General features: G+C 61.0%; 15 protein-coding genes. 8 read left to right on the top strand and 7 right to left on the bottom strand.

Annotation, left to right across the window (positions count from 1 at the left end; genetic code table 11):
- Window positions 1-204: 204 nt before the first annotated feature.
- The 7 genes from AC4PR2_RS03465 to sanA all read left to right on the top strand — a co-directional run bounded on the left by AC4PR2_RS03465 (window position 205) and on the right by sanA (window position 7707).
- On the top strand, window positions 205-1272 hold the full coding sequence (locus tag AC4PR2_RS03465) for a sugar ABC transporter substrate-binding protein (protein WP_087762204.1): 1068 nt from the start codon (window positions 205-207) through the stop codon (window positions 1270-1272).
- A gap of 131 nt (window positions 1273-1403) precedes the next feature.
- Window positions 1404-2615, top strand: coding sequence for an MFS transporter (locus tag AC4PR2_RS03460; protein WP_187322169.1), 1212 nt, complete (start codon window positions 1404-1406; stop codon window positions 2613-2615).
- A gap of 138 nt (window positions 2616-2753) precedes the next feature.
- A complete protein-coding gene (locus AC4PR2_RS03455; protein WP_038880991.1) occupies window positions 2754-3161 on the top strand; it encodes a CidA/LrgA family protein in 408 nt (135 codons plus the stop codon).
- Window positions 3158-3853, top strand: a complete 696-nt coding sequence (locus AC4PR2_RS03450) for a CidB/LrgB family autolysis modulator (RefSeq protein WP_019454415.1) — start codon at window positions 3158-3160, stop codon at window positions 3851-3853. The genes AC4PR2_RS03455 and AC4PR2_RS03450 overlap by 4 nt, the downstream gene beginning before the upstream one ends.
- A gap of 137 nt (window positions 3854-3990) precedes the next feature.
- The gene (gene cdd / locus AC4PR2_RS03445) at window positions 3991-4875 is read left to right on the top strand and encodes a cytidine deaminase (protein ID WP_060421403.1); all 885 of its coding nucleotides are present in this window, start codon (window positions 3991-3993) and stop codon (window positions 4873-4875) included.
- A gap of 221 nt (window positions 4876-5096) precedes the next feature.
- Complete coding sequence (locus AC4PR2_RS03440) at window positions 5097-6794, top strand: NAD-dependent malic enzyme (protein WP_492174895.1); 1698 nt, start codon at window positions 5097-5099, stop codon at window positions 6792-6794.
- Window positions 6795-6963: 169 nt separating this feature from the next.
- Complete coding sequence (gene sanA / locus AC4PR2_RS03435) at window positions 6964-7707, top strand: outer membrane permeability protein SanA (RefSeq protein ID WP_004938948.1); 744 nt, start codon at window positions 6964-6966, stop codon at window positions 7705-7707.
- A 64-nt stretch (window positions 7708-7771) separates the two neighbouring features.
- Here the strand turns inward: sanA and mglC are convergent, their stop codons facing one another.
- The 7 genes from mglC to AC4PR2_RS03400 form a co-directional block, all read right to left on the bottom strand.
- Window positions 7772-8782 (bottom strand): galactose/methyl galactoside ABC transporter permease MglC, encoded by a 1011-nt coding sequence (gene mglC, locus AC4PR2_RS03430; protein WP_004938953.1) that lies wholly within the window; start codon window positions 8780-8782, stop codon window positions 7772-7774.
- 11 nt (window positions 8783-8793) lie between these two features.
- The gene (mglA, locus tag AC4PR2_RS03425; protein ID WP_033637724.1) at window positions 8794-10302 is read right to left on the bottom strand and encodes a galactose/methyl galactoside ABC transporter ATP-binding protein MglA; all 1509 of its coding nucleotides are present in this window, start codon (window positions 10300-10302) and stop codon (window positions 8794-8796) included.
- Between the two features lie 99 nt (window positions 10303-10401).
- On the bottom strand, window positions 10402-11394 hold the full coding sequence (mglB, locus tag AC4PR2_RS03420) for a galactose/glucose ABC transporter substrate-binding protein MglB (RefSeq protein WP_060440366.1): 993 nt from the start codon (window positions 11392-11394) through the stop codon (window positions 10402-10404).
- A gap of 264 nt (window positions 11395-11658) precedes the next feature.
- Entirely contained in the window at window positions 11659-12696 is a 1038-nt protein-coding gene (galS, locus tag AC4PR2_RS03415) for an HTH-type transcriptional regulator GalS (protein ID WP_102984995.1), read from the bottom strand.
- Between the two features lie 126 nt (window positions 12697-12822).
- Window positions 12823-13995, bottom strand: a complete 1173-nt coding sequence (yeiB, locus tag AC4PR2_RS03410) for a DUF418 domain-containing protein YeiB (RefSeq protein WP_147839539.1) — start codon at window positions 13993-13995, stop codon at window positions 12823-12825.
- A 79-nt stretch (window positions 13996-14074) separates the two neighbouring features.
- Window positions 14075-14740 (bottom strand): GTP cyclohydrolase I FolE, encoded by a 666-nt coding sequence (folE, locus tag AC4PR2_RS03405; RefSeq protein WP_004938969.1) that lies wholly within the window; start codon window positions 14738-14740, stop codon window positions 14075-14077.
- A gap of 244 nt (window positions 14741-14984) precedes the next feature.
- The gene (locus AC4PR2_RS03400; protein WP_060421392.1) at window positions 14985-16142 is read right to left on the bottom strand and encodes a YbfB/YjiJ family MFS transporter; all 1158 of its coding nucleotides are present in this window, start codon (window positions 16140-16142) and stop codon (window positions 14985-14987) included.
- 105 nt (window positions 16143-16247) lie between these two features.
- Here AC4PR2_RS03400 and ptrR point away from each other — a divergent pair, with 105 nt between their 5' ends.
- The gene (ptrR, locus tag AC4PR2_RS03395) at window positions 16248-17168 is read left to right on the top strand and encodes a putrescine utilization regulator PtrR (RefSeq protein WP_033654969.1); all 921 of its coding nucleotides are present in this window, start codon (window positions 16248-16250) and stop codon (window positions 17166-17168) included.
- The last annotated feature ends 11 nt before the right edge of the window (window positions 17169-17179 follow it).

The raw sequence follows: 17179 nt of genomic DNA, 5'->3' as shown, positions 1-17179 counted from the left end.
ATCAAGGGTCGAGCTTGCTCGGCCCTTTTTAATGCCTCAAACCCAACGTTATAAACAGTAAGAAAAAGTCATAACCGCTCTGATTCCCTCGCCCGCCGCATCTCGCTATGATGCTCCGCAACAACAAATAGACGTCCAGACAGAAAGACTGCTATAACAGACCTTCACCGGGACCGTTTACCCGCTTTTTTGGAGCCTATAATAATGAAAAATCTCAAGACTTCGCTGCTCGCCCTCAGCCTGCTGGCCGCCCTGCCGCTGCAGGCGGCGGAAAACGCCGCCGTGCCGGCCGCCATCGCTCAGCATCAGGGGCCGGTGCGCATCGCGGTGATCCGCAACCTCGGATCCGACGACAACACCACGCAATTTTTGGCGGGCACCATTCAGGAAGGACGCAAGCTGGGCTTCAAGGTGGACACCTTCCTCAGCAACGGCGACGACGCGCGTTTCCAGGACTTCGTCAACCAGGCTATCAGCCAGAAATATGACGGCATCATCCTCTCGCAGGGGCGAGCCCCCTATTCCACCGATCTGGTCAAACGCATCGCGGCGGCCGGCATCGCCGTCGCGGCTTTCGATACCGACGTCAGCGGCAGCGTTCCCGGCGTCACCGTCTCGCAGCAGGACGACGCTTCGCTGGCCAACGCCTCCTTCGGCCAGCTGGTGAAGGATTTCAACGGCCAGGCCAACATCATCAAACTCTGGGTGGCCGGCTTCCCACCGATGGAACGCCGCCAGGCCGCCTATCAGCAGCTGCTGAAACAGCATCCGGGCATTCATGAGCTGGAATCGATCGGTGCGGTCTCCTCCGACGTACAGGGCGATACCGCCAACAAGGTGGGCGCGGTGTTGGCGAAATACCCGAAAGGCAAGATCGACGCCATCTGGGGCACCTGGGATGCCTTTACCCAGGGCGCTTACAAGGCATTGAAAGAGAACGGCCGCACCGAGATCAAGCTGTACAGCATCGATATCTCCAACCAGGACTTGCAACTGATGCGCGAAGCCGGCAGCCCGTGGCAGGTCAGCGTGGCGGTGGATCCGAAACTTATCGGCGCAGTCAACCTGCGCCTGGTGGCCAACAAGATCGCCGGGGAAAGCACGCCGGACAGCTATCAGTTCAAAGCGACGGTCATTCCGCAAGCGCTGTTGCTGGCGCAGCCGGGGCCGGTCAACGTCGCCGGGCTGGCGAAGATCATCCCCGGCTGGGGCAGCAGCAGCGACTTCGTGCAGCCGTGGTTCGCCACGCTGCAGGCCGAACACGGTAAATAATGCTGTTTTTCACGAGGCTGCCGACGCAGCCTCTGTTTTTAAACTAATTTTCGGCTTTCCCCTTCCGTCCTCGCCAAAATACGCTATGTTATCTGCATTGCCCAATAACTGTATGCATACACAGGCTTCGAATGAAGGGATTCCCCTCGCTGATTAACATGCTGCTGGCCAGTTCGCTGGTGTTGACCATCGGCCGCGGCGTGACGCTGCCGTTCATTACCATCTATCTCACCGAGCATTTCCATCTGCTGCCGAAGAGCGTGGGCGTGATCCTGGGCGTCAGCCTGACCCTCGGCATCCTTGCCAGCCTGTACGGCGGCTATCTGGTGGACAAATTCAGCAAGAACCGCCTGATCCTGCTGTCGATTTTATTGTTTGCGCTGAGCTTCTTCGCCCTTCCCTGGATCCCGCGCCCCGGCGGCGTGATCGTGGTGCTGGCGATCCTGCATACCTGTTATTCGGTGCTGAGCATCACCATTAAGGCCTGCTTCGCCGACTGGCTGCCGGTCGAGCAGCGCATCAAGGCTTTTTCAATCAACTACACGCTGGTCAACGTCGGCTGGGCGATCGGTTCTGCGCTCGGCGTTCTGGTGGCCGGGCTTAGCCCGCTGCTGCCGTTTTACCTGTCGGGCGGGTTGGCGCTGGCGACGGTGGCGACGCTAAGCCTGCGCTTGCGCGGTCGGGAACAGCGCGCAACGCCGGCCGCCGCCCCCGCGGCGCTCCCCAACTTCCGCCAGACGGTGACTATCCTGCGCAGCGATCGGCGGCTGATCTACTTCACTCTCGGCAGTACCCTGGGTGCCGTCGTGTTCGGCCAGTTCACCGGCTATCTGTCGCAATACCTGATCACCGTCTCCAGCGCCGAGTTCGCCTACAAAATCATCGGGCTGGTGATGATCGTCAACGCCAGCATCGTCATCGCACTGCAATACCTGCTCAGCCGCGGCATGCGTCAGGAAAACATGCTGCGCTGGCTGGCGCTGGGCACGCTGTTTTTCATCGTCGGGCTGCTCGGTTTTATGGTGGCCGGCCAGGCGGTCTGGCTGTGGCTGGCGGCGATGGCGGTGTTTACCCTCGGCGAAATCATCGTTATCCCGGTGGAATACATGTTCATCGACTTTATCGCGCCGCCGCACCTGAAAGGCAGCTACTATGGGGTACAGAACCTCAGCGCGCTGGGCGGCGCCATCAACCCGGTGCTGTGCGGGGTGCTGCTCAGCTATGCTGCGCCGCCGTTGATGTTCGTGATGCTGATCGTCGCCGCGCTGCTCAGCCTGCTGTTTTTCTTCCTCGGCCACCGGCTGGCGGAACACGCGGCGACAACCGCCGAAGACACGCGCTGAGCCCGCGCGTAGCAGCCATTGCGGGCTGTCAACCCGCCGATCGGGCATGGCATCCATAACGAGAATTCATGGTGCGATCTGTGGCATGGCTCACAGTTTAATTGTATGATGAATGCATCAGTTAAACGGGAAAAGACAATGGCCAACGTGCTCACACTGTGCTGGAAATACCTGAGAGCCCTGCTCCTCATCTACCTTTGTCTGTTCGTCGGCAATGCGCTGGCGGCGCTGCTGCCGTTCGCCATTCCCGGCAGCATCCTCGGCATGCTGCTGCTGTTCGCCCTGCTCTCTACCCAGATCCTGCCGGCCAAATGGGTCAAACCCGGCTGCCATTTGCTGATCCGCTACATGGTGCTGCTGTTCGTGCCGATCGGCGTCGGGGTGATGAAATACTACGACCAGATCGTCGCGCATCTGGGCCCGCTGGTTATCTCTTGCCTCATCAGCACGCTGATGGTGCTGGTGGTGGTCGGCTATACCTCACACTATTTTCACCGCGAGCGCCGCATCGCCGGTAAGCCCGATGACACGGAGGGCAACCCATGATCCATGAAATCTGGTGGTCGCTGCCGCTGACGCTGGCGGTCTATTTCGCCGCGCGCTGGCTGGCGCGCAAGCTGAACATGCCGCTGCTCAACCCGCTGCTGGTTTCCATGGCGGTGATCATCCCGTTGCTGCTGCTCACCGGCATCCCCTATGAGCGCTACTTTCAGGGCAGCAAAATCCTCAACGATCTGCTGCAGCCGGCGGTCGTCGCGCTGGCCTTCCCGCTGTATGAACAGCTGCACCAGATCCGCGCGCGCTGGAAGTCGATTATCGCGGTGTGCTTCATCGGCAGCCTGACCGCCATGATCAGCGGTGGCGCCATCGCCCTGTGGCTGGGTGCCACGCCGGAAATCGCCGCCTCTATCCTGCCGAAATCGGTCACTACGCCGATCGCGATGGCCGTCGCGGACTCGCTCGGCGGCATTCCGGCGATCAGCGCGGTCTGCGTCATTTTCGTCGGTATCCTTGGCGCCGTGTTCGGCCATACGCTGTTCAACCTGTTGAAAATCACCACCCACTCGGCGCGCGGTCTGGCGATGGGTACCGCATCCCACGCGCTGGGCACCGCACGCTGCGCGGAGATGGACTACCAGGAAGGCGCTTTCGGCTCGCTGGCGCTGGTGATCTGCGGCATCATCACCTCCCTGCTGGCACCGTTCCTGTTCCCGGTGCTGCTGCACCTGTTCGGTTGAACAGGGTGAAACTTGCGATACATCTCGCATTTATGTATCTCATTGCATTAATTTCATCAATTAAGAGACATTAATCACACTTTAATGTCTCTGGCCTGCCTAGAATGTTATCCCGTTAACCTGTAGAGAGACTTTCTATGCATCCGCGTTTTCACACCGCGTTCAGCGCACTGCCTGCGACACTGCAATCCGCCCTACGGCCCTATCTGGACGCGCCTGACTTTCCGGCGATGTTCACGGCCGAGCAAGCGGCGGCGATCCGCACAGGCTGCGGGTTGGACGATGACGCGCTGGCATTCGCGCTGCTGCCGCTGGCGGCGGCCTGCTCGTTAACCCCGATATCGCACTTCCACGTCGGCGCCATCGCGCGCGGGCAAAGTGGCAACCTCTATTTCGGCGCCAATATGGAATTCAGCGGCGCACCGCTGCAGCAAACCGTGCATGCAGAACAATGTGCGGTTACCCATGCCTGGCTGCGCGGCGAGCCTGCGCTGGCCTCGGTCACCGTCAACTACACGCCGTGCGGCCACTGCCGTCAGTTTATGAATGAACTGAACAGCGGCGGCGAGCTGCAGATCCGTCTGCCGGGCCGCGCGCCGGCCACGCTGGCGGACTATCTGCCGGACGCCTTCGGCCCGAAAGATCTGGATATCGCTTCGCTGCTGATGGACAAGGTCGATCACGGCCATCGGTTGGCGCTGGACGATGCGCTGACGCAGGCGGCGCTGGCTGCGGCCAATCAGAGCCACGCACCGTACAGCAACGCCCACAGCGGCGTGGCGCTGGAAACGCAGGACGGTAACCTCTACGCCGGCCGCTATGCAGAAAACGCCGCCTTCAACCCGAGCCTGCCGCCGCTGCAGGCCGCGCTGATCCTGCTGAACCTCTCCGGCGGCGATTGCCTGAACATCCGCCGCGCCGTGCTGGTCGAACCGCAAGAGGCGATCCTCAGCCAGTGGGACGCCACCCGTGCCACGCTGGCGGCACTGGGCTGCCAAAACGTCAGCCGCGCCGCGTTCTAAGCGCACCACGGCGGAGCCATCCGGTTCCGCCGCTAACAGCCCCGCCCGCCAAATACAATGCCCCAACGCCGCCAGAGAGACTTTCTTTAGTTAAAAAATCATTTGATTGTCGATAATTACGCCAACCTGGTTCATCATCTGGCAACAAATGCTGTACATCTTCTCTTTATCTCTTAGGATCGTCGGCAATAAAGTTATCTGATACGTGAAGAGTAAAACTGATGGAACTAGAATACGAAAGCAAACGCCCGCTCTACATCCCTTACGCCGGCCCGATTCTGCTGGAATTTCCGCTGCTGAACAAAGGCAGCGCTTTCACCGAGGAAGAACGTAGCCACTTCAACCTGCACGGCCTGCTGCCGGAAGCGGTGGAAACCATCGAAGAACAGGTGGAACGCGCCTACCGTCAGTACCAGGATTTCAAGAACGACAACGACAAGCACATCTACCTGCGCAACATCCAGGACACCAACGAAACCCTGTTCTACCGCCTGCTGGACTCGCACCTGAGCGAGATGATGCCGATCATCTACACCCCGACCGTCGGCGAGGCCTGCGAACACTTCTCCGATATCTATCGCCGCGCGCGCGGGCTGTTCATCTCCTACCCGAACCGCGATCGCATCGATGACATGCTGCAAAACGCCACCAAGCAGAACGTCAAGGTGATCGTGGTCACCGACGGCGAGCGTATCCTCGGCCTGGGCGACCAGGGCATCGGCGGCATGGGCATCCCCATCGGCAAGCTGTCGCTGTACACCGCCTGCGGCGGCATCAGCCCGGCCTACACGCTGCCGGTGGTGCTGGACGTCGGCACCAACAACCCGCAGCGCCTCAACGAACCGCTGTACATGGGCTGGCGCCATCCGCGCATCTCCGGCGAGGAGTACCACGCCTTCGTCGAAGAGTTTATTCAGGCGGTCAAACGCCGCTGGCCGAACGTGCTGCTGCAGTTCGAAGACTTCGCGCAGAACAACGCCACCCCGCTGTTGAACCGCTATCGCGACGAGATCTGCTGCTTCAACGATGACATCCAGGGCACCGCCGCGGTCACCCTCGGCAGCCTGATCGCCGCCAGCCGCGCCGCCGGCAGCCAGCTGCGCGATCAGACTGTCACCTTCCTCGGCGCCGGTTCCGCCGGCTGCGGCATCGCCGAGCAAATCATCGCGCAGATGAAGTCCGAAGGCTTGAGCGAAGACGAAGCGCGCGCCCGCGTATTCATGGTCGACCGCTTCGGCCTGCTGACCGACAAACTGCCGAACCTGCTCGATTTCCAGAGCAAGCTGGTACAGAAGAGCGACAACCTGGCCGGTTGGGAAACCGCCAGCGACGCCATCTCGCTGCTGGACGTGGTGCGCAACGCCAAGCCGACCATTCTGATCGGGGTGTCCGGCCAGCCGGGGCTGTTTACCGAAGAGCTGATCCGCGAGATGCACAAGCACTGCGAACGCCCTATCGTGATGCCGCTGTCCAACCCGACCTCGCGCGTGGAAGCCCGTCCGGAAGACATCATCAACTGGACCGACGGCGCCGCCCTGGTGGCGACCGGCAGCCCGTTCGCGCCGGTGAACTATAAAGAGCAGCTGTACCCGATCGCCCAGTGCAACAACTCCTACATCTTCCCGGGGATTGGCCTCGGCGTGCTGGCCTCCGGCGCCACCCGCGTCACCGACGCCATGCTGATGGCCGCCAGCCGCGCGCTGGCGGACTGTTCGCCGCTGGCCACCGACGGCCACGGCGCACTGCTGCCGAATATCGACGATATTCAGGGCGTATCGAAGTGCATCGCCATGGAAGTGGGTAAAGCGGCGCAGCTGCAGGGCGTGGCGATCGTCACCTCCGAAGACGCGCTGTCGAAAGCCATCGAGCACAACTTCTGGCGGCCGCAGTACCGCAGCTACAAGCGCACCTCGTTCTAACTGGCGCGCTAAATTGACCCAGCCCGGCTCCGCCGGGCTTTTTTGTGCGGCAAAACCGCCGAAAAATGCGGCGACGCGCGTGCTTCAGGCGGTTCGCGTCTTGCGTCGATCGGTCAGGTAAAGTAGCCTTGATCCATCTTTTTCAGCCCGGCGCGCGTAAGGCAACAACATGTGGAAACGCCTGATCATCAGCCTGTTCATCATCATTGCGGTGTTGATGGGTTCGGCTATTGCGCTGGATCGCTGGATCAGCTGGAAAACCGCGCCTTACGTCTACGACGAACTGCAGGAATTGCCACACCGCCAGGTCGGCGTGGTGCTCGGCACCGCCAAGTATTACCGCACCGGGGTGATCAACCAGTACTACCGTTACCGCATTCAGGGGGCGATCAACGCCTATAACAGTGGCAAGGTGAAATACCTGCTGCTGAGCGGCGACAACGCCCAGCAAAGCTATAACGAGCCGATGACCATGCGTCGCGATCTGATCGCCGCCGGCGTGGCGCCGAGCGATATCGTGCTGGACTACGCCGGTTTCCGTACCCTGGACTCCATCGTGCGCACCCGCAAGGTGTTCGACACCAACGATTTCATCATCATCACCCAGCGTTTCCACTGCGAGCGCGCGCTGTTCATCGCCCTGCACATGGGCATTCAGGCGCAGTGCTACGCGGTGCCGTCGCCGAAAGACATGATGACGGTCCGCGCCCGCGAGATCTTCGCTCGCCTGGGCGCGCTGACCGATCTGTACATCCTCAAGCGCGAACCGCGCTTCCTTGGCCCGCTGATCCCGATCTCCGCCATGCACACCGTGCCGGAAGACGCCCAGGGCTATCCCGCAGTTTCACCGGAACAGTTGGTGGAGCTGGAGCACAAGCTGAAAGAAGAGAAGCAGAAAGCCAAACAGCCCTGACGCGGCAAACGCCCAAAACAAAGGCCGGCAATAGGCCGGCCTTGTTGTCTGTACTGCGGTAAACCTACTTCTTCTTGGCGTATTTCAACGAGTCCAGCGCCACGGCGAAGATGATGATACTGCCCTTGATAATGTACTGCCAGTACGGGTTGATGCCGATATAGGTCAGGCCGTAGTTAATGACGGTGAAGATGATCACCCCGGTCACCACGCCCCACACCGTACCCACCCCGCCGGCGAAGGAGACGCCCCCCACCACGCAGGCGGCGATGGCATCCAGCTCGTACATAAAGCCGAGGTTATTGGTGGCGCTGCCGATGCGCCCCGCTTCCAGCAGGCCACCGAAGGCGTAGAACACGCCAGACAACGCATAGATCATGATCAGGTTCAACGGCACATTGACCCCGGACACCTTGGCCGCTTCCGGGTTGCCGCCGATGGCGAAGATGTTCTTGCCGAAGCGGGTCTTGGTCCACAGGATCCAGACGAATATGATGGCGATCAGCGCATAGAAGGTAATGTACGACAGTTTAAAGTCACCGAAGCGCAAGAACCCCTGGGCAAAGGTGGAAAACTTCGGATCGAAGCCCGCGACCGGCGAAGCGCCGACCGAATCGTAATACAGCGAGTTGATGCCGTAGACGATGATCATGGTGCCCAGCGTAGTGATGAACGGCGTCACGTTGAGATAGGCGATAATCAGGCCGTTAACCAGGCCGATCACCGCGCCGACCGCACACACCAGCAGGATGACCAGGGGAATCGACCAGGTTTCCATGTGCGGGAACACCTTGTTGACGTTATCCATCGACTGCAGCAGCGTGGCCGCCACCACCGCCGCCAGCCCCACCTGTCGCCCGGCGGACAGGTCGGTGCCCTGGGTCACGATCAGCCCCGCCACGCCCAGCGCGATGATGATGCGCACCGAAGACTGCGTCAGGATGTTGCTCAGGTTCATCAGGCTGAGGAAAGTCGGATCCTGAATGATGATGATGGCCAACAGCACCAGCAACACCACGTAAATGCCGCCTTCCTTGAAATAGGTAAATAAGGTTTTTTTATTTAGCGCGTTCATAATTCCGATCCTTAAAGGTGCAGGGAGGCGAGACGTAAGATTTCATTTTGCGAGGTCTGTTTGGTGTTAACGATGCCCGCAACCTGACCATTGCTCATCACCAAAATACGGTCGGTGATCCCCAAAAGCTCCGGCATTTCGGACGAGACGATAATGATCCCCTTGCCCTTCTTCGCCAGTTCGGTCATCAGCTGATAAATCTCGAACTTGGCGCCCACGTCGATGCCGCGCGTCGGTTCATCCAGCATCAGGATCTCCGGCTGCGTCAGTAACCAACGGCCGATGATCACCTTCTGCTGATTGCCGCCGGACAGTGAGCCGATATGGGTGTGATGCCCCGGCGTTTTCACCCGCATGGCGTCGATCACCCACTGGGTGTCGCTCTTCATCCGCGCGTTATCCAGCAGGCCGAGCTTGTTTTTATAATTGCGGATATTGGAGATCAGCGAGTTGAAGCCCACGTCGAGGTAGGCATAAATCCCGGTGGAACGGCGTTCTTCGGTCACCAGCGCAAAACCGTGGTTGATGGCTTCGTTGGCGCTGTGGTTGTCGATCGCCTTGCCGTGCAGCTTGATGGTGCCCGCCACCTTTTCGCGAATGCCGAACAGCGTCTCGACGATATCGGTGCGCTTGGCGCCCACCAGCCCGGCGATGCCGAGGATCTCGCCTTGGTGCAGATCGAAGGACACATCGCGAATCGAGGGCTGGCGCAGCGACGTCAGGTTCTTCACCTCGAGGATCACCTCACCCGGCGTGTTCTGCCTGTCAGGGAAGCGCTGGCTGAGCGAACGGCCGACCATCATGGCGATGATCTTGTCCATATCCAGCCCTTCCAGCGGCTGGGTGGCGATCCACTGGCCGTCGCGCAACACCGTTATCTCGTCGCACAGCTGGAAGATCTCTTCCATCTTGTGCGAGATATAGACGATGCCGCAGCCGCGCTCTTTCAGCTTGCGGATGATGGTGAACAGGTGATTGACCTCTTTTTCCGTCAGCGAGGAGGTCGGTTCATCCATGATGACGATTTTGGCGTCGTAGGAGAACGCCTTGGCGATCTCGATCATCTGCATCTGCGACACCGACAGGTTGCCCACCTTTTCGCGCGGGTTGATGTCGATATCCAGCTCGTCGAAGATCGCCTGGGTGTCTTTGAGCATTTTTTCCTGATCGACGAACAGGCCTTTGGTCGGGTAGCGCCCCAGCCACATGTTGTCCATCACGGTGCGTTGCAGCACCAGGTTCAGCTCCTGGTGCACCATGGAAACGCCGTGCTCCAGCGCTTCCTTCGAACTCTTGAAATCGATTTCCCGGCCCTGAAACACAATGCTGCCGCTGTCTTTTTTGTAAATGCCGAACAGGCATTTCAGCAACGTCGATTTCCCCGCGCCGTTCTCCCCCATCAGGGCGTGAATCGAGTGCGGGCGGACGCGTAAATTGACATTGTCCAAGGCTTTGACGCCGGGAAATGACTTACAGATATCCGTCATTTCCAGCAGAAATTCGCGTGAGCTATCGGCCATAAATACACCTGGCTTAACGATCTTGCAGTCGTAAACATCCCCGCCGGCGGTATTCCTGGTGTTGGCGCCGCAGGCGGGGTCTTAGCGGGATCTCAATTCTTATTTAACAAACTGAGACAGGTTGTCTTTATCTACGCCGACGTAAGGAATACGCACGACTTTATTTTCGATTTTATATTGGGTGCCTTCGGTGGCCGGTTTGCCCGCCGCCAGGTTCTTCGCCAGCTCGAAGGTGGCTTTCGCCTGGTTGTCGGCGTCGTTCAGCACCGTGCCCGCCATCGCGCCGGATTTCACCAGCGCCAGCGCTTCAGGCAACGCATCGACGCCAAACACCGGGATACTGGTCTTGTTGTGCGCTTTCAGCGCTTCCACCGCGCCCATTGCCATGGCGTCGTTGTTGGCGATCACCACTTCGATCTTGTTGGCGTTCGGGCCGGAGAGCCAGGCGTCCATCTTGTCCTTCGCCTGCGCGGTATCCCACATCGCGGTATCCATCTGCAGCTGCTGGGTCTTGATGCCTTTTTCGTTCAGCGTTTTCACCACGTAGGTGGTGCGCGCTTCGGCATCCGGGTGGCCCGGTTCGCCCTTCAGCAGCACATACTGGATCTGGCCGTCTTTGTTCAGATCCCAGGCCGGGTTGGCTTTCCAGTGTTTGGCGATCAGCTCGCCCTGGATCACGCCGGATTCTTTGGAATCGGTGCCGACGTAATACGCCTTGTCGTAGCTGTCCAGCGCCTTGCGGGAAGGTTCTTTGTTGTAGAACACCACCGGGATATCGTTTGCGCGCGCCTTATCGATAACCACCGGTGCCGCGGCCGGGTCGACCAGGTTGATCGCCAGCGCTTTCACGCCCTTGGCCAGCAGCACGTCGATCTGATCGTTCTGCTTGGACTGGTCGTTCTGCGAGTCATTCATCAGCAGGGTGACGTCCGGTGAAGCCTTGGCGTCTTTCTCAATAGCCTTGCGCACCACCGACATGAAGTTGTCGTCGTACTTGTAAATCGTGACGCCAATACGGGTGTCAGCATGGGCTGCGGCGCCAAACATCATGGCTGCGGCCAGGGCGGCCAGGGTGAAAACCTTCTTATTCATTGTCAGTCTCCGGTTCTGTGTAGGGTATTACTCGTCTTTGAGCCAATGGTCACCGGCAGTGCGCACACCCCAGGCCAGGCGATTTCCACTCAACACCTGTCGTCCGTGGATCTTGTTATTTCCGAGAAATGCTGTGTCAGCGCGAGGTAAAGGTTGCAGCGGCAAGGGCCTTTGCGCCGGAAAACGCCTAGAGCATAGACGGCGCGATGTTAATATTCTGTGAATTTTCTCACAGATTGAAAACGGTTACACAAGATTAAATCGTCAGAGAGTGACCGTCGCCTCACTTTGCCAGGGGGCGACAGAATGGCGCCGCACCAGCGTCGGCATGAACAGATGAGCGGCCTGCGGCTCCGCCAGGCCTGCTGCGCCCTGCAACGCCAGCTCGGTCGCCAGCGTGGCCATCGAGACGATCGGATAGCGCACCGTGGTGAGCTTGGGGCTGGTGTAACGCGCGATGGGGATGTCGTCGAAGCCGATCAGCGAGAAATGCTGCGGCACTGTGATACCGTTTTCTTTCAGCACCGCCATGGCGCCGGCGGCCATGGCGTCGTTGTAGGCGAACACCGCGCTCAGCTGCAAGTTACGCCCCAGCAGTTCCACCATCGCCGCCTCGCCGCCCTGCAGATCCGGCGAACCGTAGGCGCGCCAGTTGTCGGGCGTGGCCAGCCCGGCGGCGGCCATCGCCTGCGCATAGCCCTGCTGGCGCAGCGGCCCGTCTTCGATCGGGTGATTGGAGCCCAGATAACCGATGCGCCGATGGCCCTGCGACAGCAAAAGACGCATCGCCATTTCCGCGCCGCAGACGTTATCCAGCCCGACACAGCGCGGCTCATAGCCGGGGATAATCCGGTTGATCAGCACCATGCCCGGCACCTGCTCCAGAAAGCCGATCAGCTCGGCGTCGCTCAGGGCTTTGGCATGGACAATCAGGGCATTACAGCGCTGGCGGATCAGCACTTCGATCGCGTGGCGCTCTTTGTCCGCCTGATGATAGCTGTTGCCGATCAGCAGGTATTTGTGGTGTTTCTGCGCCACCGTGTCTACCGCTTTCACCAGCGCGCCGAAGAACGGGTCGGAGACGTCCATCACCACCACGCCCAGGGTATCGCTGCTTTGGGTCGCCAGCGCCTGCGCGTTGGCGTTGGGGCGATAGCCCAGCTCCGTCACCGCCTGCAGCACCTGCTCGCGCGTCTCCTTGCTGGTCAGCGCGCTGTGGTTCAGCACGCGGGAGACGGTCGCCACGGAGACCCCGGCGCGTTTCGCCACGTCGCGAATGGTGATCGGATGAACTGGAGGCATGCGGGATCCTGAAATCGGGGTAGTGGCCGGTGGCGCTATCCTACCCCGATTGGCCCGCTGCTCGCGTGAATTACGTCACAGGAAAGAAAACGTTTACATACATTTTTTTAACCTGCCGGCTGGCGCTCACTTCTGCGTTTTGGGTTCCGCTGCGCCGGCGGCCAGCTGCGTCAGCTTGCGCCACAGCCATTCCATCGGCCCCTGAGCGAAGTAACGCAGCCACAGTGCGGAAAACGCCAGGTTGGCCAGCCAGACCAGCGGCACGAACGCCAACAGCTGCAGCCGGTCGAACTGCGCATAGAGACCGAAGCGATAAAACAGCGTGGTGCAGATCAGCGTTTGCAGCAGGTAGTTGCTCAGCGCCATGCGCCCCACCAGACTCAGCCAGTGGGCGATGCGCATGCGCGACAGCGCGGGCCAGAAACCGTAGCACAGCGCCAGATAGCCCATGGCCTGCAGCGGGGCGCCCAGCTCACGCGGCACCTGCAGCAGGAAACCGCTCCAGCGATAGTCCCAGTGGACCTGCCATTGCAGCGCCACCGCCGGCAGCTGGATCAGCACCGAAAGCGGCAGCAGCCACGCCGCCTGCCGCAGGTAATAACCGGAGGAATAACTGCCGCGCAGCCAGCCGCTGCGCATCAGTCCGGCGCCGAACAGCATCAGCCCCGCCAGCTCCCAGCCATACTGCGCGCCGATGGCCAACAGGCTGGACGAGAGCAGATCGGCGCGGCTGCGCCAGGCTTCGAAACCGCCCTGCAGCTTCCAGAACTTCTCGTACTGCAGCTCCGCCACGCCCGGCTGCCAGAAGCTGCCCGGCTCACCGTGCGAGACGAAGCCGAGCAGCAGCAGCACCGCTACGCCGATCAGATAGAGCACCACGCCGGTTTTCAGCAGCTGGAAGGTTTCTTTGGCTTCGCGGATCATGCGCCAGCACACCAGGCCGATCAGCCCATAGGCCAGCAGAATATCGCCGTCCCACAGGAAGATGGCGTGCGCGAGACCGAACAGCACCAGCCACGACAGCCGCGCGCGGATCCAGCTTTTGCCGCGCCGCAGCAGCATTTGCAGCCCGGCACCGAACAGCAGCGCGAACATCGCCAGGAACTTCGCCTGGGCGAAGAGATCGAGCAGTGCCCAGGTCCAGGCGTCGCGCGACGACGGCATGCCCAGATAGGCCGGGTTGAGATAGGCGGCCTTCGGCAAGCCGAAGGCGCTGATGTTCAGCAATAAAATGCCGAGAATGGCGATGCCGCGCACGCAGTCCAGCGTGGCGATGCGCGGCAGAGGGTGACTGTTCATTTTTTATCGCTGTCTTCCGCTCATGAAAAAGGCGCCCGCAGGCGCCTGTTGTCGTCGTGCGGGTCGCCCCGCAACGCCATCACCCCTGGTGATGACGCACCGCGCGCAGGAACTCCTGGCGGGTATTCTGGCTGGACTTGAACAGCCCCCCCAGCGAGGTGGTGGTGGTGGCGCTGGTCGCGTCGCGGATGCCGCGCGCCTTGACACAATAATGGACCGCATCGATCGATACCGCCACGTTATTGGTGCCGAGCAGCGTCTGCAGCGCCACGAGGATCTGCTGGGTCAGGCGCTCTTGCACCTGCGGACGCTGGGAGAAGAACTGCACGATGCGGTTAATCTTCGACAGGCCGATCACCGAGTCTTTCGGGATATAGGCCACGGTGGCCTTGCCGTCGATGGTCACGAAGTGGTGCTCGCAGGTGCTGGTCAGCGTAATATCGCGCACCGTCACCATCTCATCCACCTTCATCTTGTTCTCGATGACGGTGATTTTCGGGAAGTTGGCGTAGTCCAGCCCGGAGAAGATCTCGTCGACATACATTTTGGCGATGCGATGCGGCGTCTCCGCCAGGCTATCGTCGGACAGATCGAGATTCAGCAGCTGCATGATTTCGGTCATGTGCTCTTTGATGCGGCGCTTGCGCGTTTCGCGATCCAGCACTTCCCCGCGCAGCGGCGTTTCCAGACCACGCTCTTCCAGCGCCGCATGCACCAGCGCGGCTTCTTTACTTAATGATGTCATGTACTTGTTCTCCTGCGGACGGAACCCGCCGGCGGCCTGGTAGGGCGTGCGGCCGGCGAATTGCTTGCTCTCGTGACGGCAGAGTTTTCGTGATGGATAACGTGAACCCGGTCAAGATTTTGCCCCCACTGTAGATGAGAGCGCGGCGATTATCCAGTGATAGTGCTTCATCCGCAGGTGAAATATTCGCATTTAGCACAATCAGGCCGGCTGCGGGATCCCACGCTTTTTGTATGGATTTTAATCAGCGCATCGCCGTTTTTTGCGCCAGCCGCCGCGCCGGGGTATTCACCACCAGCGCACCGGCCACCAACAGCGCCGCCACCGCCACGTACAACGCCGGCTCCAGCCGATGGGTCATGGCGGTCGACAGCGCCGACAGCATCGGCCCAACCAGCTGGCCGATCGCATAACCGGTGGTCAGCAACCCGGCCATGTAACGCGCATGGCGCGGCGCCAGTTCACGGCCGTGCTGAAGGGCGAGCTGCACCACGCAGAGAAAACCGCCGCCGGTCAGCAACGCCCCGAGTGCCAGGCCGGCCACACCCGGCACCACTTCGGCGCTCAGTACGCCCAGCGCCTGTATCCACAGCGTGATCGCCAGCCGGCTCTGGGTGGTCAGCCTGTGGCGAGTCAAAATGCCGATAACGATCCCCAGCACCGCCGCGCCGCCGAACACCGGCCAGACGAACTGCGCGAACAGGCTACCGGGAAAACGTGCCGCCGCCATCTGCGACAAGAACGTCGCCGGCAGGATATAGCCGAACCCGGCCAGGCTGTAGCTCCACACCAGGCGTTTGAGCGCCGGCGTCAGCAGCAGCGGCTCCGGGGCCACGTCCGGGCGATGCAGCTCGCCGCTGCGCGGCAGAAAGGCGCTAATTCCTCCGACCAACACCAGCGCCAGCCCGCCATACACCAGCCAGGCCTGCGCTGCCGTCAGCCCCAGCGTGTTGATGCCCACCGCCAGCATGCCGCTGAGGAAGATGCCGGCGCCCGGCCCGGCGAACACCGCCGCGCTCAGCGCCGGCCGGCCGTAGTGCGCCAACCGCTCGTTGGTCCAGGCCGCCACCAGCACCATCGCCCAGCCGCTGGCCCAGCCGATGACGAAGCGCAGCGCACCGTGCGTCCATTCATCCTGCGCCAGCGCCGACAGCAGCGTCAGCACCACCGCGCCCCACACGCCCAACCACAGGCGCCGCTCGACGTGACGCGTGGCGCGCATCGCGTCGTAGGCGCCGCACAGGTAGCCCAAATAGTTGATCGCCGCCACCAGCCCGGCGCCGGTGAGGCTGAACTGGTGCTCCGCGAGCATCAGCGGCACCTGGGGAGTGAAAGCGAAGCGGCCAATGCCCATCGCGACGATCAGCGCGGCAAAACCGCTCAAGGCAATACGTAAAGCCATACCGGTATCCAAAAGGTTAAAAGAAAGTTGCCAGTATCATGCCGCAGTATTAAACTCACAAAAACTGAATAATAGTTATCAAGTTCATCACGAAACGAGAATATTATGGATCTGACCCAGCTTCGCATGTTCTGCTGCGTGGCGGAAACCGGCTCGGTCGCCCGCGCCGCCGAGCAGCTGCACCGCGTGCCGTCGAATTTGACCACCCGGCTGCGCCAGCTTGAGCAGGAGCTGGGCGCCGATCTGTTTATCCGCGAAAAACAGCGCCTGCGCCTGTCGCCGATGGGCCATAACTTTCTGTGCTACGCCAACCGCATCCTGGCACTGAGCGATGAGGCGATGAGCATCACCCACGCCGGCGAACCGGCGGGCAACTTCGCCCTCGGCTCGATGGAGAGCACCGCCGCTACCCGCCTGCCCTCGCTGCTGGCGGCTTACCACCAGCGCTTCTCGCAGGTTTCGCTGTCGCTGACCACCGGCACCTCCGGCGAAATCGCCGATCGGGTGCGCGCCGGCACGCTGGCCGCGGCGCTGGTCGACGGCCCGGTACCCTATGACGAGCTGAACGGCTGCATCGCCTATCCTGAACATATGGTGGTGATTTCCTGTCTCGATCACGCGCCGATCCACAGCGCCAAAGACGCCAATGGCGAAACGCTGTTCGCCTTTCGCGCCAGCTGCTCCTACCGCCTGCGGCTGGAGGCCTGGTTCAAGCGCGAAGGCGCGCGGCCGGGGCAAATTATGGAGATCCAGTCCTATCACGCCATGCTGGCCTGCGTCGCCAGCGGCGCCGGGCTGGCGATGATCCCGCATTCGGTGCTGAGCCTGCTGCCGGGCCATGAGCGGGTCCGGGTTCACCCCCTGCCGCCGGACGTGGCCGACACCGCCACCTGGCTGCTGTGGCGCCGCGACGCGTTCGGGCCGAACGTGCGCGCGCTGAAAGAGTTGATTATTGAACAGACGGAAACCGCCGCTGTTGATGAAAGCACCCCCAACGATTTATCAGACGTTGTCGATATCGCCTGATTTAAAAAGAA

The sequence above is a fragment of the Serratia sp. A07 genome (assembly GCF_058725505.1).
This window is presented reverse-complemented; position numbering and strand designations above follow the sequence as displayed.

Bases quoted from the DNA above. Each gene is read 5' to 3' on its own strand.
- AC4PR2_RS03455 (WP_038880991.1), top strand. From the start codon at position 2,754: ATGGCCAACGTGCTCACACTGTGCTGGAAATACCTGAGAGCCCTGCTC.
- galS (WP_102984995.1), bottom strand. From the start codon at position 12,696: ATGCCTCCAGTTCATCCGATCACCATTCGCGACGTGGCGAAACGCGCC.
- folE (WP_004938969.1), bottom strand. From the start codon at position 14,740: ATGACATCATTAAGTAAAGAAGCCGCGCTGGTGCATGCGGCGCTGGAA.
- AC4PR2_RS03440 (WP_492174895.1), top strand. From the start codon at position 5,097: ATGGAACTAGAATACGAAAGCAAACGCCCGCTCTACATCCCTTACGCC.
- yeiB (WP_147839539.1), bottom strand. From the start codon at position 13,995: ATGAACAGTCACCCTCTGCCGCGCATCGCCACGCTGGACTGCGTGCGC.
- AC4PR2_RS03400 (WP_060421392.1), bottom strand. From the start codon at position 16,142: ATGGCTTTACGTATTGCCTTGAGCGGTTTTGCCGCGCTGATCGTCGCG.
- mglA (WP_033637724.1), bottom strand. From the start codon at position 10,302: ATGGCCGATAGCTCACGCGAATTTCTGCTGGAAATGACGGATATCTGT.
- ptrR (WP_033654969.1), top strand. From the start codon at position 16,248: ATGGATCTGACCCAGCTTCGCATGTTCTGCTGCGTGGCGGAAACCGGC.
- sanA (WP_004938948.1), top strand. From the start codon at position 6,964: ATGTGGAAACGCCTGATCATCAGCCTGTTCATCATCATTGCGGTGTTG.
- mglB (WP_060440366.1), bottom strand. From the start codon at position 11,394: ATGAATAAGAAGGTTTTCACCCTGGCCGCCCTGGCCGCAGCCATGATG.
- AC4PR2_RS03465 (WP_087762204.1), top strand. From the start codon at position 205: ATGAAAAATCTCAAGACTTCGCTGCTCGCCCTCAGCCTGCTGGCCGCC.
- cdd (WP_060421403.1), top strand. From the start codon at position 3,991: ATGCATCCGCGTTTTCACACCGCGTTCAGCGCACTGCCTGCGACACTG.
- mglC (WP_004938953.1), bottom strand. From the start codon at position 8,782: ATGAACGCGCTAAATAAAAAAACCTTATTTACCTATTTCAAGGAAGGC.
- AC4PR2_RS03460 (WP_187322169.1), top strand. From the start codon at position 1,404: ATGAAGGGATTCCCCTCGCTGATTAACATGCTGCTGGCCAGTTCGCTG.
- AC4PR2_RS03450 (WP_019454415.1), top strand. From the start codon at position 3,158: ATGATCCATGAAATCTGGTGGTCGCTGCCGCTGACGCTGGCGGTCTAT.